21 protein-coding genes are annotated in these 23,161 nt (G+C 55.1%); 2 read left to right on the plus strand and 19 right to left on the minus strand.

Annotation, left to right across the window (positions count from 1 at the left end):
* The 15 genes from ADN00_RS06950 to ADN00_RS07020 form a co-directional block, all read right to left on the minus strand.
* The coding region (locus tag ADN00_RS06950) for a GTP-binding protein (protein ID WP_236691495.1) at positions 1-127 on the minus strand (127 nt) is incomplete at its 3' end.
* 38 nt (positions 128-165) lie between these two features.
* Entirely contained in the window at positions 166-2,238 is a 2,073-nt protein-coding gene (gene fusA, locus ADN00_RS06955; RefSeq protein WP_075062243.1) for an elongation factor G, read from the minus strand.
* 50 nt (positions 2,239-2,288) lie between these two features.
* A complete protein-coding gene (gene rpsG / locus ADN00_RS06960; RefSeq protein ID WP_075062244.1) occupies positions 2,289-2,756 on the minus strand; it encodes a 30S ribosomal protein S7 in 468 nt (155 codons plus the stop codon).
* Between the two features lie 36 nt (positions 2,757-2,792).
* Entirely contained in the window at positions 2,793-3,212 is a 420-nt protein-coding gene (gene rpsL, locus ADN00_RS06965) for a 30S ribosomal protein S12 (protein WP_075062245.1), read from the minus strand.
* A 208-nt stretch (positions 3,213-3,420) separates the two neighbouring features.
* Positions 3,421-7,353, minus strand: coding sequence for a DNA-directed RNA polymerase subunit beta (gene rpoB, locus ADN00_RS06970; RefSeq protein WP_075062246.1), 3,933 nt, complete (start codon positions 7,351-7,353; stop codon positions 3,421-3,423).
* A 176-nt stretch (positions 7,354-7,529) separates the two neighbouring features.
* On the minus strand, positions 7,530-8,153 hold the full coding sequence (locus ADN00_RS06975; protein ID WP_075062247.1) for a metallophosphoesterase family protein: 624 nt from the start codon (positions 8,151-8,153) through the stop codon (positions 7,530-7,532).
* Positions 8,146-8,772, minus strand: coding sequence for an HAD family hydrolase (locus ADN00_RS06980; protein WP_075062248.1), 627 nt, complete (start codon positions 8,770-8,772; stop codon positions 8,146-8,148). Before ADN00_RS06980 ends, ADN00_RS06975 begins: the two co-directional genes overlap by 8 nt.
* Positions 8,773-8,835: 63 nt before the next feature.
* Entirely contained in the window at positions 8,836-9,837 is a 1,002-nt protein-coding gene (locus ADN00_RS06985; RefSeq protein ID WP_075062249.1) for a GNAT family N-acetyltransferase, read from the minus strand.
* Between the two features lie 18 nt (positions 9,838-9,855).
* Positions 9,856-10,746 carry a GNAT family N-acetyltransferase gene (locus ADN00_RS06990; RefSeq protein WP_075062250.1) on the minus strand — a complete coding sequence of 297 codons (891 nt, stop codon included), beginning with the start codon at positions 10,744-10,746 and terminating at the stop codon, positions 9,856-9,858.
* 21 nt (positions 10,747-10,767) lie between these two features.
* Positions 10,768-11,595 (minus strand): ABC transporter permease, encoded by an 828-nt coding sequence (locus tag ADN00_RS06995; protein ID WP_075062251.1) that lies wholly within the window; start codon positions 11,593-11,595, stop codon positions 10,768-10,770.
* An 8-nt stretch (positions 11,596-11,603) separates the two neighbouring features.
* On the minus strand, positions 11,604-12,161 hold the full coding sequence (locus tag ADN00_RS07000; protein ID WP_075062252.1) for a GNAT family N-acetyltransferase: 558 nt from the start codon (positions 12,159-12,161) through the stop codon (positions 11,604-11,606).
* Positions 12,158-12,700 carry a GNAT family N-acetyltransferase gene (locus ADN00_RS07005; protein ID WP_075062253.1) on the minus strand — a complete coding sequence of 181 codons (543 nt, stop codon included), beginning with the start codon at positions 12,698-12,700 and terminating at the stop codon, positions 12,158-12,160. Before ADN00_RS07005 ends, ADN00_RS07000 begins: the two co-directional genes overlap by 4 nt.
* Positions 12,693-13,259: a GNAT family N-acetyltransferase gene (locus ADN00_RS07010; RefSeq protein WP_075062254.1), complete on the minus strand. Its 567-nt coding sequence runs from the start codon at positions 13,257-13,259 to the stop codon at positions 12,693-12,695. The genes ADN00_RS07005 and ADN00_RS07010 overlap by 8 nt, the downstream gene beginning before the upstream one ends.
* Positions 13,259-14,185 carry an ABC transporter ATP-binding protein gene (locus ADN00_RS07015; protein ID WP_201781159.1) on the minus strand — a complete coding sequence of 309 codons (927 nt, stop codon included), beginning with the start codon at positions 14,183-14,185 and terminating at the stop codon, positions 13,259-13,261. The genes ADN00_RS07010 and ADN00_RS07015 overlap by 1 nt, the downstream gene beginning before the upstream one ends.
* Before the next feature lie 44 nt (positions 14,186-14,229).
* On the minus strand, positions 14,230-14,637 hold the full coding sequence (locus ADN00_RS07020) for a recombinase family protein (RefSeq protein ID WP_075062255.1): 408 nt from the start codon (positions 14,635-14,637) through the stop codon (positions 14,230-14,232).
* A gap of 478 nt (positions 14,638-15,115) precedes the next feature.
* Between ADN00_RS07020 and rsmG the strand changes: the two genes are divergently transcribed.
* On the plus strand, positions 15,116-15,835 hold the full coding sequence (gene rsmG / locus ADN00_RS07025) for a 16S rRNA (guanine(527)-N(7))-methyltransferase RsmG (protein ID WP_075062256.1): 720 nt from the start codon (positions 15,116-15,118) through the stop codon (positions 15,833-15,835).
* 19 nt (positions 15,836-15,854) lie between these two features.
* Here rsmG and recF read toward each other — a convergent pair whose 3' ends face one another.
* The 4 genes from recF to ADN00_RS07045 all read right to left on the minus strand — a co-directional run bounded on the left by recF (position 15,855) and on the right by ADN00_RS07045 (position 21,948).
* Positions 15,855-17,063: a DNA replication/repair protein RecF gene (recF, locus tag ADN00_RS07030; RefSeq protein ID WP_075062257.1), complete on the minus strand. Its 1,209-nt coding sequence runs from the start codon at positions 17,061-17,063 to the stop codon at positions 15,855-15,857.
* A 3-nt stretch (positions 17,064-17,066) separates the two neighbouring features.
* Complete coding sequence (def, locus tag ADN00_RS07035; RefSeq protein ID WP_075062258.1) at positions 17,067-17,576, minus strand: peptide deformylase; 510 nt, start codon at positions 17,574-17,576, stop codon at positions 17,067-17,069.
* 79 nt (positions 17,577-17,655) lie between these two features.
* A complete protein-coding gene (locus ADN00_RS07040; protein ID WP_075062259.1) occupies positions 17,656-19,356 on the minus strand; it encodes a cyclic nucleotide-binding domain-containing protein in 1,701 nt (566 codons plus the stop codon).
* Between the two features lie 126 nt (positions 19,357-19,482).
* Complete coding sequence (locus tag ADN00_RS07045; protein ID WP_075062420.1) at positions 19,483-21,948, minus strand: ATP-dependent Clp protease ATP-binding subunit; 2,466 nt, start codon at positions 21,946-21,948, stop codon at positions 19,483-19,485.
* Positions 21,949-22,163: 215 nt separating this feature from the next.
* On the opposite strand from ADN00_RS07045, the gene ADN00_RS07050 reads away from it, so the two are divergent.
* Positions 22,164-23,156, plus strand: a complete 993-nt coding sequence (locus ADN00_RS07050) for a GNAT family N-acetyltransferase (protein WP_075062260.1) — start codon at positions 22,164-22,166, stop codon at positions 23,154-23,156.
* Positions 23,157-23,161: the final 5 nt, after the last annotated feature.

Here is a 23,161-nt window from a genome sequence, read left to right on the forward strand (position 1 = left end):
CCGCGCCGCCCAGCATCGCGCAGTACTTGGTGATCGCCGCGGTCAAGGTCGTCTTGCCGTGGTCAATGTGGCCCATGGTGCCCACATTGAGGTGCGGTTTGTTCCGCTCAAATTTCTGCTTCGCCATATGCTCTTATTCTCCCTGAAAATTATTCCTGATAAGTTTTATCGATTGAGGACCTGCTTTGCCACAGCCTCAGATACAGGGGCATAATGATTAAATTCCATCGAGAATACCCCACGGCCCTGTGTTGCAGAGCGCAGCTCCGTTGTATATCCAAACAACTCGGCCAGCGGCACCAGCGCGCGGATCGCCTGGCTGTTACCCTGGCGCATATCCATGCCCTGAATCTCAGCTCGTCGCGAGCTCAACTGGCCTAACACATCCCCAAGATAATCCTGCGGGATGATTACTTCCACCTTCATAATCGGCTCCAGCAAAACCGGTTTGCCCTTCTCAAAACCTTCGCGGAAGGCAAACGCCGAAGCCATCTTAAAGGCCATTTCATTCGAATCAACTTCGTGGTAAGAACCGTCGGTCAGAGTTACCTTCACATCCGTCACCGGGTATCCGGCCAGAATACCGCTCTCAGCCGCTTCATTAATACCTTTTTCAATAGCCGGGATGTATTCCTTCGGAACCGTTCCACCCACAATTTTGTTTTCAAACTGCACGCCATTACCACGTTCCAGGGGCGTCATATCAAACACAACGTGTCCGTACATACCCCGCCCGCCCGATTGTTTAACATAACGGTAGCTGATCTTCTCTACCGGCCGGGTAATCGTTTCGCGGTACGACACGCGCGTGCGGCCAACATTCGCCTGTACGCGGAACTCGCGCAGCATGCGGTCAACCAAAACATCCAGGTGCAGCTCGCCCATGCCAGAAATTACGGTTTGGCCGGTGCTTTCATCCACGTGAACGCGAAAGGTGGGATCTTCTTGCGACAATTTGTACAAAGCGTCACCCATCTTATCCTGGTCGCCAGCCGTCTTCGGCTCAATCGCCACCGAAATCACCGGCTCGGGGAACGAAATGCTTTCCAGAACAATCGGCTTGTCCGAGTCACTGAGGGTGTCGCCCGTGAAGCTGTATTTCAGACCCAAAATGGCGGCAATGTCGCCCGCGCGCACTTCTTCAATATCCTCGCGGCGGTCAGCATACATGCGAATCAGACGTCCAACACGTTCCTTTTTGTCTTTGCCGGGGTTCAGCAATTGGCCGCCCTGTTTAACCACACCCGAGTAAACGCGAATATATGCCAGTCGGCCTACATACGGATCGGTAACAATTTTGAAAACCAGGGCGCTGGCGGGTGCGTCATCGTCAGGATGGCGCTCAATTTCCTCGCCGGTCTTCGCATGCGTGCCCTTCACAGCCGGAACATCCAGCGGCGACGGCAGATAATCCACCACCGCGTCAATCAGCGGCTGAACGCCTTTATTCTTCAAGGAAGAACCACAAAAAACCGCCGTTGCTTTACTGGCAATCACCGCGCGTCGCAGAGCAGCTTTCAGCTCCTCTTCACTGATCGGCTCGTTTTCCAGATATTTAACGATCAAGTCGTCATCCAGCTCAGCAACCTGCTCGATCATTTTTGCGCGCGCTTCTTCGGCTTCCTTCACTAGATCCGCCGGAATGTCGGTTACGATCGGTTCTTTGCCCAGCTCATCCTCAAATAAGATGGCCTTCATCGTCACCAGATCAACCGCACCCTTAAAGGCGGCTTCAAAACCGATGGGGAGCTGCATGGCAATCGGGTTAGCGCCTAAACGATCTTTGATCGACTGAATCGAACCTTCGAATGAAGCGCCAACCCGATCCATTTTGTTGATAAAACAAATACGCGGAACCTTATACCTGTCAGCCTGTCGCCAGACCGTTTCACTCTGTGGCTCCACACCCTGGGTAGCGTCAAAAACCACCACGCCACCATCCAGCACGCGCAGCGATCGCTGCACTTCTGCTGTAAAATCAATATGCCCTGGGGTATCAATCAGGTTAATCTGATACCCTTTCCATTCCGCGCTTACCGCCGCAGATACAATTGTGATGCCTCGCTCGCGCTCTTGCACCATCCAATCGGTTACGGTAGTGCCATCGTCCACCGATCCAATCCGATACGTTTTCCCAGCGTAAAACAAAATACGCTCGGTTGTTGTTGTTTTCCCTGCGTCAATGTGGGCGATAATTCCGATATTTCGGTAACGATCTAAAGCGTACTCTCGAGACATCTCAAACTACCTGTATCAACTTCCTGACTTACGACCTAAGCCTGCTAAGCCTACATGCGGTAATGCGAGAACGCGCGGTTGGCTTCCGCCATCTTGTGCGTTTCTTCGCGTTTTCGAATTGCTGAACCCTGGTTGCTAGCCGCATCCAGAATCTCGGCAGCCAACTTCTCAGCGAAGGATTTCCCGGAGCGTGCCCGTGAGGCATCCAGGATCCAACGCATAGCAAGCGTCATCCGGCGGTGAGAAGGGACTTCCATCGGGACCTGGTAAGTCGCACCGCCAACACGTCGGGGGCGAACTTCCATAATCGGGCCAACGTTCTTTAATGCCGTTTCAAGCACTTCCATCGGCTCTTTACCCGTTTTGGCTTTGACAATATCCATCGCTTCATACATCATAGATGTCGCGCCGCTTTTCTTTCCGTTTTTCATGATCCGATTGATCAAGAAAGAAACCGTCACGCTGTTGAAGCGCACATCGGGAGCAATTTCCCTTTTTTCTGGTTTAGTCCTGCGCATGAATAATTCTCCGTCAATTCCTATTTCACTTCAGGCTTATTTCTTTGCCCGTTTGGTGCCGTATTTCGACCGGGCCTGCTTGCGGTTGTTCACACCAGTGGTGTCCAACGTTCCGCGCACAATATGGTAACGCACGCCAGGCAGGTCTTTCACACGACCACCACGCACCATCACCACGGAGTGCTCCTGCAGGGAATGGCCTTCACCAGGGATGTAAGCCGTTACTTCAATGGTGTTTGACAGGCGCACACGAGCGATTTTCCGCAGAGCTGAGTTCGGTTTCTTGGGGGTCATGGTACGCACAACGGTGCATACACCACGCTTCTGGGGCGCGCCACCCGCCTGACGAACACGGCGCTGCTTCATCGAGTTGTAGGTAAATTGCAGAGCAGGCGCTTTGCTTTTTACCTTTTTGGTCTCACGACCTTTGCGGATCAATTGATTGATCGTTGGCACTTTCTTGCCTCCACTCTAAGATTTACAGCTGCGAATAAAACATTTTTTCCAATAAGTGAGGCCATCATTGTTCCGATGGCCTCGCCTTGGTTCCACATTCCAGGGCTTAACCTCGCCAATTAACGCGCGATGAGCCCACCCTTCTCAGGGCAACGAGAAACGATTATAACATGCGCGCAACCCATCGTCAAGATGCGCGCCTTCTGGCCTACACGACCTCGCCCAGGTCTTTTCCAAGCCCTAGCAAGCCGATATCAATCTTTGGAGGCCGCACTCGTTCTTCATCTTTACCGAAGCGGATCACTTCTCCGCTATCCATCACCGCTTCCACGGCCAGGCCCAGGCTTTGCAATTCTTTTACCAGCACGCGGAACGAAGCCGGCAGGCTGGGTTCTTCAATTTGCTCGCCTTTGACAATTGCCTCATAGGTATTGACACGCCCAACCACGTCGTCCGACTTCACCGTCAGCATTTCCTGTAGGGTGTAGGCCGCGCCGTAAGCTTCCAGCGCCCACACTTCCATTTCACCGAAGCGCTGACCACCAAACTGCGCTTTACCGCCCAGGGGCTGCTGCGTAACCAGGCTGTACGGGCCAGTGGAACGCGCGTGAACTTTATCCTCCACCAGGTGGTGCAGTTTGAGCATGGTCATCACACCCACCGTCACCGGGTTGTCATACGCCTCACCGGTCTTGCCGTCCCACAAAATTTGCTTGCCCAGCACCGGGGTGGGTTTGCCGGTCTCAGTCATATATTTCTCAGCGGCTTCGCGGATTTCATCCAGCGTGGTTCCTGTTACTTCCTGGCCTTCATTCTCCAGCCAAATTTTCAAGCACGCTTGAATCATATTCTGATCCACAGGGCGGATCTGCTCGGCGCCCGCCGGCACATTCTCAAAGTCAAGCATGCTATCCGCATCGTAGCCCTGGTCTTTTAACCATTCACGCAGCACCGAGCGGCGCGCCAGCGCGTCGTTGTCCTTCAGCTCGTACATATCGTAGCCGCGCTCACCTAGCCACTGCTCCACATACAGCATGCGGACTTCATCATCATCACGGAACGCCTCAGGAGTGTAGGCTTCCTGCTCCTTGATCCATTCCCAAGCTGTGTCGGCAACACGCGCCCAGGCATAATCAATCAGCCAGGCCCGCGCCAGTTCTGCTTCGATTTCCAATTCATTCGCGCCGTCAAACACCGGCGTCAGCGCACGGAAACCCAGCCGGTTAGCTGCCCAGCCTAAATGCGCTTCCAGAATCTGACCAATGTTCATACGGCCTGGCACACCCAACGGGTTAAGGATGATATCCACCGGAGTTCCATCTTCCAGGAACGGCATATCTTCCACCGGCACCACACGCGAGACCACACCTTTGTTCCCATGCCGTCCGGCCATCTTATCGCCCGCGGTGATCTTGCGGCGCTGTGCTACAGACACGCGCACCATCATATCCACGCCAGCCGATAGGTCGGCGTTGTCTTCACGCGTGAAAACTTTCACATCCACCACCTTACCGCGCTCGCCGTGCGGCATGCGCAGCGAAGTGTCTTTCACATCACGCGATTTCTCACCGAAAATGGCGCGCAACAGGCGCTCTTCGGGGGTCAGTTCCTTCTCGCCTTTCGGGGTGATCTTGCCGACCAGAATATCATTCGGGCCAACTTCGGCGCCCACACGGATGATACCGTGTTCGTCCAGGTCTTTGATCGCGTCTTCACCCACATTGGGAATGTCGCGGGTAATTTCTTCGGGGCCCAGCTTGGTGTCGCGCGCTTCCACTTCGTGTTTCTCAATGTGCACGGAAGTGAAGCGGTCATCTTGCACCAGACGCTCAGAGATCAAAATCGCGTCTTCAAAGTTGCCGCCTTCCCAGGAAACGAACGCGATGACCACATTCTGGCCCAGGGCCAGCTTGCCATCCACCGTCGAGGAAGAATCGGCCAGAACATCACCGCGTTTTACGCGCTGCCCTTTCACCACCGCCGGGCGCTGGTCAATGCAAGTACTCTGGTTCGAGCGCTGGTACTTGCGCAGTTGATAGGTGCGCAGATCGCCGTTTTCGGTCCGCACCACAATCTTGCGCCCAGTCACCGAGATCACCTCGCCGTCGCCTTCAGCTACCAGCACCTGGCCCGAATCGCGCGCCGCAAACGACTCCATACCCGTCGAAATCAACGGAATATCAGGAGTTACCAGCGGAACCGCCTGCGCCATCATGTTCGAACCCATCAGCGCGCGGTTGGCGTCATCGTGCTCCAGGAAGGGAATCAGCGCCGCGCTGACACCCACAACCTGGTGGGGAGCAATGTCCATATAGTTGATCGCATCTGGCGGGTGAATTTCAAAGTCGGAGTGAACACGGCAGGAAATACGCGTGCGCTCAAATTCGTTATTTCGGTTTAGAAGTGAGTTGGCCTGAGCGATGATGAACTTGTCTTCCGCGTCAGCCGAAAGATACTCTACCTCATCAGACACAAAGGGAACAACAAAGACAAAATCTTTACCCTGGGCTTTGTGCCATTGGACAATCGCCGAAAGAGTATCTTTGGTTACCCGCTCACCTTTTAAGTAGAGCACCTCGCCAGTCTCTTCGTCTTTGATTGTATCGCTGCGCAAAATGCGCCCAACTAAACGCGGGTCGTCAACAGACAATTGCTTGATCACCCGGCGGTAAGGGGTCTCGATGAAGCCATATTCATTCACCCGCGCGTAGTTGCCCAGACGTCCAATCAAACCAATGTTCGGGCCTTCCGGCGTCTCAATGGGGCAGATGCGGCCGTAGTGCGAATGGTGCACATCGCGCACATCGAAACCGGCGCGCTCGCGGCGCAAACCGCCCGGGCCCAGAGCCGAGAGCGTGCGTTTGTGGCGCAGCTCAGCCAGCGGGTTGGTCTGGTCCATAAACTGTGAAAGCTGGCTCGACCCGAAGAACTCGCGCAGCGCAGCTACTACCGGCCGGATGTTGATCAGGCTCACCGGGGTTACCTGGTCCTGATCGCGAATCGACATACGTTCTTTAATCACCCGCTCCATACGGCGCATGCCAATGCGCAGTTTGTTTTGAATCAACTCGCCCACGGTTTTCACGCGGCGGTTGCCCAGATGATCGATGTCGTCTTTGTCAGCCAGGTTGTTATTAATCATAATCATGCGCCGCACCAGGTACACCACATCGTACTTGGTTACATTGCGGCGCGCCATCGGCACTTTGTCCATCAGATCCAGGCGCTGGTTCAGCTTGTACCGGCCAACGTTATCCAGGTCATAATGGCGGTGATCGAACAACTGCTCTTCCAGGAATTCCTTGGCGTTTTCCAGCGTGGCCGGATCGCCTGGGCGCATGCGCTTGAAGAACTCAATCAACGCCGCTTCAGCAATCGTGGTTCCGCCGGTCAGGTCCCAGGGTGGTTCCTGGCGAATGCTCGAGGCGATAAACAGGCGATCCGGGTTGTTGTCCACATCCTGGAACAGCGCCATCAATTCTTCATCGCTGCCATCTTTAATTGGAGAATCGATCATGCCATCATCCACCGCCGCCAGGGCGCGCAAGAAAATGGTGATCGGTACTGTGCGCTTTCGATTGAACTTCAAAATGATGTAATCGTTTTTGCGGGTTTCAAATTCCATCCATGCCCCGCGGTCGGGGATCAACTTCGCCATGGACAGCTTATGACCGGTCGATCGGTCCACCGGCGCTTCAAAGTAAACGCCTGGCGAGCGGATCAACTGCGATACAACCACACGCTCGGTTCCATTGATGATAAACGTACCCTTGTCCGTCATCTCCGGGAAATCGCCCATGAAGATGTCTTGCTTGATCGGTTCGGGGACTTCGGGACCCGCCAGCAGCACCGATACATACAGCGGGCTGGCATAGGTCAGGTCTTTTTCAACGCACTCGTCAATCGAATGTTTCGGCTCCTCAAAGCGGTAAGACAGCCCTTCCGCTTCAGGGAGATCGCAGGGGAAATACAACTTCATTCCCTTGTTGTACGATTCAATGGGTGAAATTTCGTTGAAAAGATCTCGTAAATTATCTTTTTTCAGTCGCTCGAAGGATTCAATCTGGACTTCGATCAGGTCGGGGAGATTGTAAATAACGGGGATACGCGCGTAAGATTTTTCCTGCAATACAGACGCCATGAGCCTCTCCTGATAATAAAAAACCTGGCTGGATTAATAATACCTGACAACACACACAATACGGACAATCATAGCCTGATTGCGCAAAGAGTAATTATAACAAGCAGGAACATTAAGGTCAAGCACCAAAATGGAAAAATTAGGGGGAAATTGGGTTAAATTGTACTACCAAATTTCTATTTGTTGGTTTTCCAGTTTCTCCCTTCCAGAAAAGCGCCATCCAGAGTGATGATCTTCCCTTGGGGGGCCTTTCCCAGCTCAAATTGCAACACCCCTATCGAAGGCCCGCGCCGGTATTTAGGTGAGCTGGCGCAGCCGGGATTAAAGAACCAGCGACCATCCTCAACCATATTTTCAGCCCGGTGTGTGTGGCCAAAAATGAATAGGTCGCAGTCTGGCGCCATTTTCTCCAACGTCTTGCGATAGCGCGCAAAGCGATATCCCTCCAGCGTGTACCAAACCTTATCCCACCAATAATCCAAAAACGTTCCCTGGCCGTGCATTAGCACCCCCCGCGTGCCATTCACCTCAAAGCGATACACATGCGGCAGCTTGCGCCCGTAAAGCCAATCGCGGTTACCCAACACAGCGCGCACCGGCGCGACCTTTGACAACTGCGTTTCGATCTGCTCGTCGCAAATATCACCGGCGTGAAAAATATAATCCACCTTTTCTTGCTGCAGCGTGCTCAGCAAAGCTGGGTGCAATCCAACGACCCGGTCTGGCACATGCGTATCCGCTACGACGCCAATGCGCAGCACGCCTCCATCAGGCAGGTTCAGAATTTCAACATCACTCATCGGCCAGCATAGCTCGCAACTCAGAGATCGTCTGCTCATGGCTCGTAAAGCGAATCCCCCGCAAGCCAACCGCCCGTGCCCCCTCGATATTACCCGGCATATCATCAATGAACACCGCGCGTTTCGCCGGGCAGTTCAAGCGCTCCAGCACCAGCCGGTAAATCTCCGCCTGAGGTTTCATTAAGCCCACATCCGCAGAGAACACAGTGGTGTCAAACACATGGTCAAACGCGAAAGAATAAGCGCGCTCAACAATACTGCGGGTTTCAGACCAGGCGTTGCTCAATAGGCCGGTTTTCAAATCGGGACGCAAGTTTTTAATAAAGGAAATCAATTCCCAATCCATGCGGTCACCAGCCCAAAAAGCGCGCTCAAATGCCTCCAACGCCTGTGGTGAAAGCCGCAGCGCGCGGCTAATCTTCGCGAAGTGATCACGGTAGCTGATTTTACCCACCGAGGCCAGATCAGCGCTTTCACCAGTGAACACCAGATCTTCCAGTTCTAGACGCGTCATACCGAACTGCGCCGCCAGCGCCTCACGCGGGTGGTAGTCTTCCGTGCGCACCAGCACCCCGCCCATATCCCAGATCACCGCCTGGATCGAATGGTTTTCCATCATACGTGCTCCTCCAATCCCCCGATTCTACCCCATTCCATCCATCTGTCAAAGGCGCGCATATACTTATGGCAGCCCGGCTTTCAAATCCATTTCCATGATCTTCAACTGCGAAGTAACCACGAATCCGAGTGACTCATACAAATGCAGCGCGCCGGTAGGATTGCGTACGTTGACCCGCAGCGCCGCCTCGTTGCAGCCTTTTTGGTTAAGAAGCTTCAAGCTATGCCCAATCAGCGCCCGCGCCACGCCGCGCTTGCGCCACTCCCGTAGAGTGGCTATGCGCATCAAATACCCGCGCTCGCGCCTCATCTCGCGGTTTTCCACCGCATCGATGTGGTTGATCACCATTCCCACCATGCGCTCCCCTTCCCAGGCCGCTACACACAATTCCGGGTCAAAATAGCTGCTGCTTTCCCATTCAAGAAAATCCGCTTCATTTTGCCTAAAGAATCCCGGATGATCCAGAAACGCTTCATTGAACAAATTCCACAAGTCGCGCGCGTCGCTGCGCAGCACCGCGCGCGTTTGCAGCCCTTCTGGCAGATCGGTGATGGTAATCTCGTTCAGGTTTGTTCGCGTCATGCTGTACATAAATTCCACCGGCGAAAAACCCGCCGCCTCTAAAAACGCCAACCGCGCTGTCTGCGTGCCCCAAGCGTAGGTGTGCAGCCGGTGTCCCACCTCACTCTGGCCGCTTTCAGCCAAACCAGCGCAGACACCCCGCAGCTGCTCCAGCAGCGCGCTGCCAATCCCGTGCCCGCGCCAGTCTGGCCGCACCAGACCGTCTACGCGGTGTTGCCAGCTTCCACTTTCTTGTTGATAATAATGGCGTACCTCTCCAAACGCCACCAACCGGCCATCCCTTTCCACCAGCACGCTGTCGCGCTGCGGATCAAAATGCTCTCCCGGTTGGTATTCCTTGCTCATTTCCACCAGGTTGGTGACCCAATCGGCTTTATCCGCCTGGCTGGATGCATTAAACACGCTCACCAATTCCGGCAGATCCGCCTCGCCGGTATACGATCGGAAGACCAGCCCATCTTTGTTCGTTTTCCACGTTTCCATACCGATCTCCCAAGCCGCTCACAAGTTTTTTCGGTACATCAATAAGCGGTGGTCCAGTTGAAATCCCAATTCAACATACAGCCCGAAGTCAAACGCGTTTTCGGGCAGGTTTACATCCACATTCACCAACACCTGCTGCAGGCCCCGCGCATGAGAAGCCGCCAGGCCTCGCGAGAGGATCGCGCCCATCATCTCCGGGTCGAGGTGTGTTCCCTCAAGTGGCTCGATCTCCAGGTAACCAATTTCTTTGCCCGGTTGGCAGTGTTCCATCCCATCAGCAAAGAGATGCACCGTCGCGGCTGGAATACCGTTCTGGCGAATTTCCAACAGCTTTGCTTGCTCTCCCTGCTCGTCAGACACCTCCCATCCGGCTGGCATCTCTCGCGCCTGCACGCCGCTCAGGTTCGAATGAATAAACTCAAACCGGTAGCGCCAGATTATGAAGCCGCGGTCTTGCAGCAGCTGGCGGCGGCTGGTCATCACCCCACGCGCGCAGGCATCCAGGCGCGGCTCGGCTTTATGCTCAAGGCGTCGGCAAACTTCCTCAATGTGCTCGCTCAACGCGCTGCCAATTCCACAGCAGCGCCACTCCGGAAGCACATACCCATCCATTTGGTAAATCAGCCCGATCTGTCCCTCGCCTGCCATCGGGCGCAGCTCAGCGTAGGCCACCATGCGCCCGTTCAATTCTGCAGCCACTGATTCTCGGTGATCAACCGCCTGCGCGCCCGTAAGCGGGCGCCAGCCGCAGCTGCGCATCTGGCGTCCCACATCCATACCATCCGCACGGCAGCTGCGCGCGATCACCTCATCAATCTGGCACTTTTCTTCTTCGACGTTCACCGGTCGAAACGTCAGCCCCGGTAAACCCGGGTCTTCTCCTAGAAATTTCCAAATCCCGTTTTTCATAGGTCTCTCTTCCATCTTCCCTTATCCGTTGCGGTGCAGTTTTCCCTTCCGCTTGGCATAATATTCCGCCTGCCGGAAAATCCACAATCCTAATGGGATTAACCCCGCGCCAAACAACAACACCGGCCAGATATTCGGCCACAAGCCGGCTACATCCGTCCCTTCCAGCAGCGCCTTGCGCACGCCATCCAGCACATACGTTGCCGGGCTGAACACCGCCAGCTTTTGCAAGAATCCGGGCAGCACATTAATCGGGTAGTATACACCGGAAATCAGCAGTAGCAGAGCGATAATCACATGCGTCATCTGCGCCCCGCGCTCGGGGAACAGCAACGGCAGCACCGAGGCAATCACGCTGATCCCCACAAAAGAAAAGCTGCCCGCCATCAACATCACCGCGCCGCTGAACAGGTTGGCCTGGCTCAAATCCACGTCGAGGATCATTGAGACCACCGTCAGAATCACGCCGGTGAAAAACATCGCATACGCCATAGAAAAGAGGGTTTGCCCGGAGATATGCGTAATCCGTCGCACCGGCGCCATCAACGTGTACTCAATCGTTCCTTCCCAGCGCTCAACCGAGATCACATCCGTGATCCAATAGAAGATTGTGGAAAGAAAGCGCCACACCAGCGTTCCGATCAGAAGATACAGGACCAGGAAATCGGTGTCCACATTACTGCCTCCACCGATTTGCTCCATGCCCAGGCCAATAAAGCTCACCGCCAGGCTGTCGGCGATGGAATACACCATCCACACCATTTCCCACGACCAGTAACGCCGCACCAGATTGAGGTTGCGTTCCACAAAGGCATACGATGCTCGCAGTTGCAATACCAGAGTTGTCATCCTTCACCTCACACTAAAGCTGTCTGCCAGGAAGCCCACTCTTCTCGCAGCAGCCCGAAAAAGATTAAATCCCAACGCCGCCCATCGCGCTCTAAAAATCCGCGCAGGCGGCCTTCTTCCACAAAACCCATTTTTTCGTAGACATGCAAGGCGCGCAGATTATACTCAAACACGCTCAAGCTGATGCGCTGCAAGCCCAGCACCTCAAAACTGTAGCGCATCAGCACTTTCATCGCCTCGCTGCCGTAGCCGTTGTTCCAGTAAGCGCGATCCCCAATTCCAATGCCCAGCCAGGCGTTGCCAGCAACTGGATCGAACTCACTTAAGTCCACCTGGCCAATTACACGCCCGTCGTCGCGCAAGCAAATATTAAAGACCACGCACGACTGCATGCCATTTTCCAGAAATTCCTTCTGCACATCCGCGCTTAACGGAGTGGTTGGACCGGCCCCCCATAGGTGCATGAACTCACGGTCAAAACTCCAGCGTTCATACAGCCGATGATCTTTCTCATGGTCCGGCATGCGCAGCGTGATACGCCCGCCCTGCAAAAATTTATTGTTCATGCTTCCACCCAGTCATCTCGCAGCAACCCCATCAAGACCAGATCCCAGCGCTTTCCATCCCGGTCCAGCGCCTCACGCTGGCGGCCCTCTTCCACAAACCCGAACTTTTCATACACATGGATGGCGCGCTCGTTGAACGCCGCCACTGCCAGAGAAATCCGCTGCAGGTTCAGGAAAGCAAACCCATGGCGCAGCACCAGACGCGTGGCTTCAGTTCCATAACCGCAGTTCCAGTCTTTTGGATCGCCAATCTCGATGCTCAACCAGCCGTTGCAGGGAAAAGCCCCAAAATCTTCCAGCCCAACCCGCCCCACTAACCGGCCATCTTCCAGGGTATGGATCATCCAGTCCAGCGTGTCCTCTGCCTGGCCCTGCATCCACCCTTCCAATTGCTCTTTGGCAACAATGGTGCTGGCTGCCGCTGAGGAAAGCCGTTTGAAGGCTGTGTTGTAACACCAGCTCTGGTAAATGGGGGCATCCGCATCCAGGTCGGGCGTTGCCAGCCGAATACGCTCGCCCATCCATTGAAATTCAGACATGCTTTCCCTCGCTTTGGTTCCACTCGCTGCGCAGCATGCCGTATTGCAGCAGATCCCAGTACCGGTTAGCGAAAAATGCCATGCGCCGCTGCCGCACCTCTAAAGACATGCCCACTGCTTCGCAGGCCTGCACAGAGCGCGTGTCGTACCCCGGTGTTTCCACGCCAACGCGGTGGAGGTTAAGTTCATCAAAAGCATAGCGCAGACCCAGCCAATAGGCTTCTTGCAGCAGCCCATGGCTATCCGGGTCGCCAATCGCCGCTTCCAGCGCGCCCAGGCGGTGCAACCAGAACACATCATTGATGCGCACAAACCCCACCAATGAGTTGTCTTCGCGTTTTCGCAGCGAGAAGTGATATACCTTATTGCCTTCGCGCATTGCTTTCAACAGCTCTTCATGCCGCTTCTTGACCTCAAAGGCGGTCACCGGACGCAGGGGGAACCCGCGGTACCAGCGCGCGTAACACAAATCATAGCTCCAGGCGGCTTCCAAAACGGCTTCATTTTCCAATTCAAAACCGCCCATCTTCAAATGTTCGCTTTCAAACAGGCTTTCCATTATTCGTTCGCCTCTTCTTCTTTGTTGGCCAATTGCTTACCGGTCAGCGCCAGAAAGACATCCTCCAGGGTTGTTTCGCTTCCGTTTTCGTTGTGCACACGCTTCTTTAAGCCTTGCGGCGTGTCCATTGCCACAATCTTGCCCGCGTCCATAATCGCCACGCGCCCGCACAGGTTTTCCGCTTCCACCATATCGTGGGTCGTGAGCAGAATAGTGGTGCCGTGTTCCTGGCACAATTCGCGCACCACCGCCTGCACTTCGCGCTTCGAGCGGGGGTCCAGGCCGGTGGTTGGTTCATCCAGCAGCAGCAGGCGCGGGTGCGAGAGCAGCGCCCGCGCGATAGCCACTTTTTGCTGCATCCCGCGCGACATTTCTTCCATCGGGTTGTAAATGCTGCGCTTCTCCAACCCCAGGCGGGTCAGGATTTCAACCACCTGTTTGCGGGTTTCTTTGCCGGCCATGCCATACAGCCGTGCCCCATACAGCAGATTTTCCAGCGGGCTCAGTTTCTTAAAAAAGGACGCCTCCACCGAGACCCGGTTGATGAGTGGCTGCACCGCCATTGGCTTGCGCACCACGTCAATATCAAACACGGTGATCTGCCCGCTGTCGGGCAGCAGCAGCGTTGACATCAAACGGATCAAAGTCGACTTTCCGCCGCCGTTAGGCCCCAACACTCCGAAGATCTCACCCTTTTCCACATCAAAAGAAACATGGTCAACCGCCACAATTTCCTTGTCGTGGCTGGCTTTTCCGTTACCGTTTCCCTCCTGGGGCGCGGCTGCGTGGCCGTTACCGTTTCCATGACCATTGCCGTTATTTTCAGGCATTTGAACGTGCTTCAACAACGGCAGCCGCTTCCAGAACGGTTCACCAGGCTTGCCAAATTTCTTGCTTACATCCATTACACGAATCGCGTAGTCCATAAAAACATTCCTCATTAGCCCTTGTGGCTTTGCTCACGGTGGGGCTAAGCCATCACCGGAATAATCCGTTTTCCATCCAGCGGGGAGAGACACCCCCGGCCCAGCACACGCACATCCACATCGGGAAGGTCTTCCGGCAAAACATCCAACCGCACCACAAAGACCCGCTGGAACATTCCCCGGCGTGCGTCAGCTTTCATCTGCTCAAAGGCTTTGCGCTCCGCGCCGCGCTTCCCGCTCACGTCCAGGTACACCGCTGCCAGGTTCTGCCAACCGACCTCATTAGCCAGCAATGCCAGCCCCGCAAAAAGATCGCGCTTGGCTTGCTTGCTGTAAGGTTCGCCCTTTTTCAGCTCTCCACACACATAAAAAGCGAAGGAGTTTGGGGTGCGCGTATTGGGATTGAAATAATCCACTCGATATCCATTCGCTTGCATCAGTACTTCAAACATTCTCGGCCTCCTTGTATTCCACATCCATTCGGAGCCATTCGACGGCGCGTAATGCGCTTCTACAACAATTTCTTGGGTTCGATCCTGTCCAAACATACGCTCACCCTCAGAAAATAAAAAATCAGATTACGGAGGCCCCGCAACCTGATACAATGATCCATACAGAGATCAAAAAAGCCACGGGGCTGGAGTGCTCCCGTGGCTCAAACGTCTTTTACCGTTCTCTTACCAGCGAATAGGCGCACTCCGAGAAGGAATCAGCTGAACACCGCCGCAAACAGCTGCGGCACCAACGGAAGCGGTGTGAATGAAGTTATACATTTCCATCTTCTCGGATTTCCTTTCGTAAGAGTTTTATTAACGCTTTGAGTTTATCACGCATTTTTTAATTCTGTCAAGACCCCAATTTTCATCCAATTCTTAACTTTCCATGTTGATCATGCATGCCACGCGTCGATTCTCAGGTATAATCCACTCGATGATGGAAAATTTCCGCAAAAACATCAAAGACTTATTAGGCGTGCAGCTCTCCGACAGCCAGGTACAGGCCTTCATCACCTATGAGGAACAGCTGTTGGAATACAACGCGCAGTTTAACCTCACCGCCATTCGTGATTCGGAGGGCATCCGCCTCAAGCACTTCATCGATTCGCTATCCTGTCTGTTGGCTTTGCGCGAGAAACCAGTCCCTCCCAGCCGCCTGGTCGATATCGGTACCGGAGCGGGTTTCCCTGGCATTCCTCTCAAAATCCTTTTCCCGGCTATGCAGCTGACCCTGGTTGAATCGGTCGGCAAAAAAGCCCGTTTCTGTGAGCACATGGCGCGCGCCCTGAAACTGGAAAACGTTCTGGTTCTACAGTCCCGCGCCGAAGAGTTGGGGCAAGACCCTGCCCACCGCGAGAAATACGACTGGGCGGTTGCCCGCGCCGTGGCGCAGCTTCCCATCCTGGCCGAATATCTGCTCCCCCTGGTGCGGGTCGGCGGTGGAATGATTGCCCAAAAGGGTGAATCGGGGCCGGCTGAAACCCAATCCGCGCAGAACGCCATTCACATCCTTGGCGGCCGCCTGCATAAATTGATTCCTGTGCAAATTTCCGGGGTAGCCGAAGACCGCTATCTGGTGGTGGTGGATAAAGTAGCCGCCACACCCAAACACCTTCCCCGCCGGGTGGGCATTCCTTCCAAATCCCCCTTATAATCCCTGCTTGTCGGATAACCTAACTCAACACGCTGCCATTCAGATGACTCACCTGTCCCTCGCGGATCGTCCACACCGTGCTCTGACCCAAAAAATCATCCGAAAACAGGTGTAAATCAGTTGTGGTAAGCAGTGCCTGTTCACGCTCCAACAGAAATTCCTGCAGGTCAGTCCTCCGCCGCGGATCCAGCTCGGCCAGAATTTCATCCAGAAGCAGCACCGGCCAATCGCCCGTGCGCGCTTTCAACCATTCCATTTCGGCCAGCTTCAGCGAAAGCAGCAGCGTGCGGATCTGACCGCGCGATCCGTAATCCCCCAGGTCAACCCCGTTGCACAAAAAGCGCAGCTCGTCACGGTGCGGCCCAATGGTTGTTACTCCCCTGGCAATCTCTTCACGCCGCGCCTTCACCAGGCTGCGCCGAAAGCCCGCCTGAAGATCTTCCATTGAGACGTCTTTCAGTACGCCCTCGCCGTCCGGCACGCTTGCCGAGCGGTACGGGTCGTAAGCCGGTTGGAACGCCAGGTTTAACACTTCACTGCCGTTGGTCAGGTGATGGTGAATTTGCCGCGCCAGCCTGCCAATCTCTTCCACTGCCTGTAAGCGCGCCTGCAGCACCTGGCTGCCGTGCTGCACCAGCAAGGCGTCCCAATACGCCAGTTGATCCTGATCGCCGCCGCGCTCGGCCAACAGCTTAAGCAGCGCGTTGCGGCGGGTGATCACCTGCTGGTAATGGCTCAGTGACTGTGCGTACCCCGGAATGCCTTGTGACAGCGCCATATTCAAATAACGTCTGCGCTCATCCGGGCTGCCATCCACAATTTTCGACATCTGCGGCAAAAAGATAACTGCCGTAAAGTTGCCCAGCGCTTTCTGCGCGCTGCGTTTCACCCCGTCCAGCAAAATTTCCTTGCGTACCCGCGCCGCGCTGCCTGCCGTTTGATCCTGAATCACGCGCACTTCCAGGCGGTGCGTCTGGCCCAGTCGCTGGTATTCCGCCACCAGGCGCGCAACAGCCAATGGCTCTGCACCGGCCGATTGAAAATTGATCACCTGCCGGTCTGCGGAGGTCTGAAAAGAGGTAAACACCGCCAGGTAATACACCGCTTCCAGCAGTGTGGTTTTGCCCTGGGCGTTGTCCCCTACCAGCAAAAGAAGCCGCCGGGGTATTTCCATATCCAGGCGGGTAAAAGCGCGGAAATTGCTTAACGACAGGCGGGTTAGATACATAACCTAAACGTCTTCGAATTCTTCCTCTTCTTTGGGCTGCCAGACGCGTGTGGCACGGTCTGTGTATAAAACGCCGTCCAGGTGATCGATTTCATGCTGGAAGATTCTCGCCAACCAGCCCCTCGCTTTGATTTTGATTGGTTTGCCGTGACGGTTCAGCGCTTTGATTTCCACCGATTCATTGCGCTCCACATCACCCACCAAACCGGGAATGGAAAGGCAGCCTTCAATCCCCATAACCGTCTCTTCTGAGCGTTTCACAATTTCCGGGTTGACCACCACGAACAACTTCGGCTTGGCGTCCTCATTCTCTTCATCTTCCGCAAATTCCACCACCACCAGTTGCAGCGATTCAGCAATTTGCGGCGCGGCCAGCCCCACACCGGGAGCTTCGCGCATGGTTTCAACCATGTCATCAATCAGTTTTTGCGTCTCCGGGCCAAAATCGGTCAGTTTGCGCGCTTTGCGGCGTAAAACTGGCTCGGGCACCAGAGCAATCTCACGTATCGTCATCCTACACCTTCCAATACAATTCCATTAAATTTCGGCAGTCTGCCCCGTTGTTAATAAGACCTTCACCGTCGCCTTTATTTTACCGCGATTCTTGCTCTTCGCCACCCATTTGTCCAGCCCGATTTGCCCGCAGACGGTCATACACTTCAATCCAATCGCCAAACCGCTCCGACTCGCTTTGCAGGTCTAACTGGGCTTTCTTGTATTCCTGCTCGGCCATGCGCTTAAAAATCTCCTGCTGCACCTGCGAAGGATTGAACACCTTGTCAAAGGTCAAATCCGTTTCCCCCACCCGGATGGTGACCGTTCCAAAATTCAAAATCAAGCCGATTAAACCCAAGCGTTCAAAAGACACGCTCTGGATATTCCTGAGCGGCGCGGCGCGGCGTTCCTCTTTGCCCAGTGGTTTCTTTTCCACATCCACCACGCTCTCGTCCGTCAGCAGGTAATAATCGTAACGCCAGTCCAGATACTCATACACCCACCAACCGCTGGCGATTAAGCCCAGAAAAAACACCGTCAGCATCACCCCACTCACCGAAAACAAACTGAACGCCCCGGCAATCCGCGCGATCAGAATCGCCAGGAGTGCTAACAGCGCCAGGCTGGGCTTGCCCACTTGTTGAAGCAGAATAAACCAATGCTTGCGGTAGGTAATGGCCCCGCCGCTTTCAAAGCGCAGTTGAAACAGGTTTGCCAGAAAGCGTTGTGTCTCGCTCGGTTGAATCAGCGCTGGCTGCATTTCTTCCTCATCCGCGCCACCCGCTTTGGACTGCGCTGCCTGATCTTCCGGCAGCCCCACCCTCTGCCGCACCATGCCTTCCAAATTGCTCAGCCGCTCGGCTTTGGATGGCCCGGCGCGGTAGCGCGACCATTCAGCTTCCAACACATTCGCCACCAGGTCGGGGTACCGCAGGTCTGGCAGAACAATCAAACCGGCATAGGTGCGCACCACCACGTCCCCATACCCAAAAATCCGGCCTAATTGCGATGTTTTCGTGCTGATTGCCAGAATGGCCTTAATCGGCGACTCGCGCCGGCTGTCGTACAGCAGCACCACCTTTTCCTGGAACAGCACGCGCTGGCTGGTGATAATCGAATAATCATTGCGATAGTCAATCACAATCCAAAAAATCCAGAAGAGCAGCGCGGCAATGGAGCCCAGGCCCAAAATCCAGGCCAGCAACAGGTTTTGTGCGGAAGAAAGCAGCCCAACCACAATTGGCACCCCCAACATTAACCCGAGGCCCGGCAGGGCAAGGTAGAGCAGCATTTTCAACGGGTGTCGCCGCCCCACAAAATAAACCGGCTCGCCCGGATTCAGCCATTCAAAGTTTTTCTGCTGCCACAGGTCAAAACTCTCAGCCAGCAGCATCAGCCCTTCTTCAATCTCTCCTAGCTCTTCAAATAATACCTGCAAGTGATCTTGATCCAGAATCAGCACCTGCGCTTTGCGCACCGACTTCGCCCCCGTACTGAATTCTCTACCCAGCATGGTCTCCAGGCCAAAGACATTGCCCGTGTTCAGCGTCGCCACTAACTCTTCGCGCTCATCTTCGGGGTTCCACACCGTCAACCGCACCCGCCCTGAATAGACAATGCACACCACATCTCCCGGCTCATTTTCCTGGTAGATATAGTCTTCCTGCTCCAGTGACAAGAATCCGAGGTGGTCAATCACCACCTCAATCTGGTCATCGCTCAGCCCCCGAAAAGGGAAGCTGGTTTTTAGCACTTCGTGGATTTTCTCCCGCTCTTGCGCTTCAATTTCAGTCGACATGATATTAGTATATCCCAGCATGAAAAATTGTTAAGACAGTCTGCTTGTTGCAAATATCAGGCCAGCTCATTCACACAAAAAAAGCGCGGGGGGGGAATCCCGCGCTCTGGCTCACACTCAGGTAGACTAATTCTTTTCAGTTTTTTCTTTTCTTTTGCTTTTTTCGCCAGCCTTTGTAAATACGACCTGGTTCTCTTGAACATCCACCCGCACCACATCTCCGCTGTTGAATTCACCCGCCAGCAGTTTGATCGAAAGCGGGCTTTCTACATACTTTTGCAGCGCCCGGCGCAGCGGACGCGCCCCAAAGCTGGGATCGTAACCGGCATTGGCCAGCCAATCGCGGGCGTCTTCGGTCAGCTCCACTTTCAAGCCGTGCTCTTCCAGGCGGTCTTGCACTTCTTTCATCTGCAGGCTGACAATCTCTTTCATCTGGTCCACGCTCAGCGGCGAGAACATAATCGTCTCGTCGATGCGGTTCAAGAACTCCGGACGGAAGGTGCTCTTCAGCGCCTTGTCGATCTTCTCATGCGCCTCGCGGTCTTCATCAGATCCGCCGCGCTGTAAAAAGCCCAGCGTGCCGCCGCGCCGCACAAACTCGGTGCCCAGGTTGCTGGTCATAATCAGCACCGTGTTGCGGAAGTCAACCGTGCGGCCCTGGCCGTCCGTCAGGCGTCCGTCATCGAGAATTTGCAGCAGCGAGTTCCACACTTCGGGGTGCGCTTTTTCAATCTCATCAAACAGGATCACCCGGTACGGGCGCCGCCGCACCGCTTCGGTGAGCTGGCCGCCTTCTTCGTAGCCCACGTAGCCAGGAGGCGCGCCAAACATACGCGACACGGCGTGCTGCTCGCGATATTCGCTCATATCCAAGCGCACCAGCGCGTCTTCATCGCCGAACATAAACTCCGCCAGCGCCTTGGCCAGTTCAGTTTTACCTACGCCCGATGGGCCGATAAAGATGAATGAGCCAATCGGCCGCCGCGGATCTTTTAGCCCGGAGCGCGCGCGCCGGATCGCGTCGGCAATCGCGTTGATTGCTTCTTCCTGCCCGATGATGCGCTCGTGCAGGCGTTCTTCCATGTGCAGCAATCGGTCGGCCTCGGTTTCCATCATCTGGCTCACCGGGATGCCCGTCCACTGCGCCACCACCCGCGCGATATCGTCCACATCTACGAACTCATCCAGCTTGTGCTCCGCTTCCCAGGTATCGCGCTGCTTATTAAATTCTTCCTCAATGCGCAGGCGCTCGGCTTTCATGCGCGCGGCGCGCTCGTAATCACGTTCCAACCCAGCCTGCTCTTCTTCGGCTGCCAGGCGGTCAATTTCGGTTTTTTTGGTTTTCAAATCAGACGGCAGTGAATACAGCGCCACACGCAGCTTGGCTGCCGCCTCATCCATCAGATCAATCGCTTTGTCCGGCAGGTGACGGTCAGTTACATAGCGTGAAGACAGGCGAGCCGCGGCCACCAGCGCCTCATCCGAAAAATGGACTTTATGGTGCGCTTCATAGCGGTCGCGCAAGCCTTTCAGCATCTGGATTGTATCTTCAATCGTCGGTTCGTCCACATACACCGGCGCGAACCGCCGTTCCAGTGCCGAATCTTTCTCAATATATTTATGGTACTCGTCCAGGGTGGTCGCTCCCACGCACTGCAGCTCGCCGCGAGATAGGGCCGGCTTGAGCATATTCGAGGCGTCCATTGCGCCCTGCGCCGCGCCCGCCCCTACCACAGTATGCAATTCATCAATGAAGAGGATAATCTCTCCTTCCGATTTCTGCACCTCTTCCAGCGAGGCCTTCAGGCGCTCTTCAAACTCACCGCGAAAGCGCGAGCCGGCGATCATCGCCCCCAGGTCGAGGGAAATGACCTTCTTGCCGATCAGAATTTCAGGCACATCATTGGCCGCAATCTTTTGCGCCAGGCCTTCCACAATCGCGGTTTTACCCACACCCGCCTCGCCGATCAACACCGGGTTATTCTTTGTGCGCCGTGAAAGCACCTGCATTACGCGCAGAATCTCGGTATCGCGCCCGATCACCGGGTCCAGCTTGCCCTCGCGCGCCAATTTGGTTAAATCGCGCGAGTATTTCTCTAGCGTGCGGTAGCGCGACTCAGCCTGCGGATCGGTTACCCGCTGCCCGCCGCGCAGTTCCACCACCGCGTCATACACACGCTCACGCGTCAAACCCGCCCCCTCCAGCAGACGCGCCGCCGGGGTGTTGCGTTCGGTGAGAATCGCTAAAAAGATATGCTCGGTGGAGATGTATTCATCTTTTAGGCGGCTGGCCTCTTCGTTGGCCAGATCAATCACCCGCTTGACCCGCGGCGTGATGAATATCTGCCCGGCGCCACCGCCAAATATGCTCGCCTTGGGGCTGGTCTTTAATATGTAGTCCAGCCGCTCCGAAATTGCCACCGGGTCTACCTTTAACATTTCCAAAATCTGCGGGACCGCTCCCTGTGGCTGCTCGATTAATGCCAGAAGTATGTGTTCGGTGTCAATTTGATTGTGCCCGTAGCGTTGAATAATTTCTGCTGCGCGCTGAGCGGCTTCTTGGGCACGCTCGGTGAACCGATCAAATCGCATCATAAGAATCCATCCTTGTTGTAATAGACCATGACAGATGCTTATTATAGCATCATCACTCTTAACACTCTACCAGTCGCGCGTAAGAACCGTATTAGAAAGCTTCCCCTGTAGTATAGGCCATCTTCGCCTGCTCTGCCCGCGCCTTTACCGCTATCGTGAGTGATTTTCTTAAACCTGGTTTACAAATGGTAAATGCAAGGTAAAATTTAATAGTGCACATCACTTCCCCTGCAGCTGGCAAACTTCGCTCCTTAAACACCCGCAAAGACCTCTTGCCGGTGGCTGACCTGATTGAATTGTGCTTTGGCCGCCAGATGGATGCCGATGGGTGGAAATATGTCCATACCATCCGCCAGGCAGCCGCCGACCGCAACCAGATCCGCTGGATGCTTGGCGCGGGAGAGCGCATCGCCTACCCGCTTCACGGCTACGTTTGGGAAGAAGACAATCAGATTATTGGCAACCTCAGCATCATTCCCTTTTACAAAAAAGGCGTTTGGCGCTATCTGATCGCCAATGTGGCTGTTCACCCCGAATACCGCCGCCGCGGAATCGCCCGCCAGCTCACCTTGAAAGCCCTCGAACACATCCAATCTCTCGAAGTGGCTTCGGCCTGGCTGCAGGTGCGCGCCGATAACGCAGCTGCCATCCACCTGTACCAAGAACTTGGCTTTTTGGAACGCGCCGTGCGCACCACCTGGCAGCGCGACAGCCTGCTGACCCCCGAAGCGCCCGCTTACCCCGGTTATAAATTTACCGGCCGCGCCCCCCAGGACTGGGAACTTCAACGCCGCTGGCTGAACGAGACCTACCCCCCGGATGTGATCTGGAACCTGCCCCTCGAACCAGAACGCTTCGCCCCGTCGCTCTGGCAAAAATTTGTCCGCCTGCTTAATGCCGAAGATTACCGCCATTGGGCCGTCCGCGGCGGGGGCAAGTTGTTGGGCATTGCCACCTGGCAGGCCAGCACCCTGCATGCCGATTACCTTTGGCTGGCCACCGACCCGCATGAAGAGCAAGAAGCAATCGCCGCTCTGCTCCCCTACATCCGCGGGCATCTGCATAATTACCGGCCGCTCAGCATTAATTACCCGGCGTACCGCGCGGCCAAATCCTTCCAACAGGGCGGCTTTCGTGAATTAAACACCCTCATCTGGATGGAACATCCCCTCGCCTCTTCGTCGCCCTTCGCAACTCTTTCCTGATATTT

This window comes from Ornatilinea apprima, from assembly GCF_001306115.1.
In the GTDB taxonomy this organism is placed as follows: Bacteria; Chloroflexota; Anaerolineae; order Anaerolineales; family Anaerolineaceae; genus Ornatilinea; species Ornatilinea apprima.

What these genes read in the sequence shown, in the direction of transcription:
- ADN00_RS07045 (WP_075062420.1), bottom strand. Translation starts at nt 21,948, where the DNA reads ATGCGATTTGATCGGTTCACCGAGCGTGCCCAAGAAGCCGCTCAGCGC.
- ADN00_RS07015 (WP_201781159.1), bottom strand. Translation starts at nt 14,185, where the DNA reads ATGGACTACGCGATTCGTGTAATGGATGTAAGCAAGAAATTTGGCAAG.
- ADN00_RS07000 (WP_075062252.1), bottom strand. Translation starts at nt 12,161, where the DNA reads ATGAACAATAAATTTTTGCAGGGCGGGCGTATCACGCTGCGCATGCCG.
- ADN00_RS07005 (WP_075062253.1), bottom strand. Translation starts at nt 12,700, where the DNA reads ATGTCTGAATTTCAATGGATGGGCGAGCGTATTCGGCTGGCAACGCCC.
- def (WP_075062258.1), bottom strand. Translation starts at nt 17,576, where the DNA reads ATGACGATACGTGAGATTGCTCTGGTGCCCGAGCCAGTTTTACGCCGC.
- rpoB (WP_075062246.1), bottom strand. Translation starts at nt 7,353, where the DNA reads ATGGCGTCTGTATTGCAGGAAAAATCTTACGCGCGTATCCCCGTTATT.
- ADN00_RS06975 (WP_075062247.1), bottom strand. Translation starts at nt 8,153, where the DNA reads ATGAGTGATGTTGAAATTCTGAACCTGCCTGATGGAGGCGTGCTGCGC.
- ADN00_RS06995 (WP_075062251.1), bottom strand. Translation starts at nt 11,595, where the DNA reads ATGACAACTCTGGTATTGCAACTGCGAGCATCGTATGCCTTTGTGGAA.
- rpsG (WP_075062244.1), bottom strand. Translation starts at nt 2,756, where the DNA reads ATGCGCAGGACTAAACCAGAAAAAAGGGAAATTGCTCCCGATGTGCGC.
- ADN00_RS06980 (WP_075062248.1), bottom strand. Translation starts at nt 8,772, where the DNA reads ATGATGGAAAACCATTCGATCCAGGCGGTGATCTGGGATATGGGCGGG.
- fusA (WP_075062243.1), bottom strand. Translation starts at nt 2,238, where the DNA reads ATGTCTCGAGAGTACGCTTTAGATCGTTACCGAAATATCGGAATTATC.
- ADN00_RS06985 (WP_075062249.1), bottom strand. Translation starts at nt 9,837, where the DNA reads ATGGAAACGTGGAAAACGAACAAAGATGGGCTGGTCTTCCGATCGTAT.
- ADN00_RS07010 (WP_075062254.1), bottom strand. Translation starts at nt 13,259, where the DNA reads ATGGAAAGCCTGTTTGAAAGCGAACATTTGAAGATGGGCGGTTTTGAA.
- ADN00_RS07040 (WP_075062259.1), bottom strand. Translation starts at nt 19,356, where the DNA reads ATGTCGACTGAAATTGAAGCGCAAGAGCGGGAGAAAATCCACGAAGTG.
- rsmG (WP_075062256.1), top strand. Translation starts at nt 15,116, where the DNA reads ATGATGGAAAATTTCCGCAAAAACATCAAAGACTTATTAGGCGTGCAG.
- ADN00_RS06990 (WP_075062250.1), bottom strand. Translation starts at nt 10,746, where the DNA reads ATGAAAAACGGGATTTGGAAATTTCTAGGAGAAGACCCGGGTTTACCG.
- ADN00_RS07020 (WP_075062255.1), bottom strand. Translation starts at nt 14,637, where the DNA reads ATGTTTGAAGTACTGATGCAAGCGAATGGATATCGAGTGGATTATTTC.
- recF (WP_075062257.1), bottom strand. Translation starts at nt 17,063, where the DNA reads ATGTATCTAACCCGCCTGTCGTTAAGCAATTTCCGCGCTTTTACCCGC.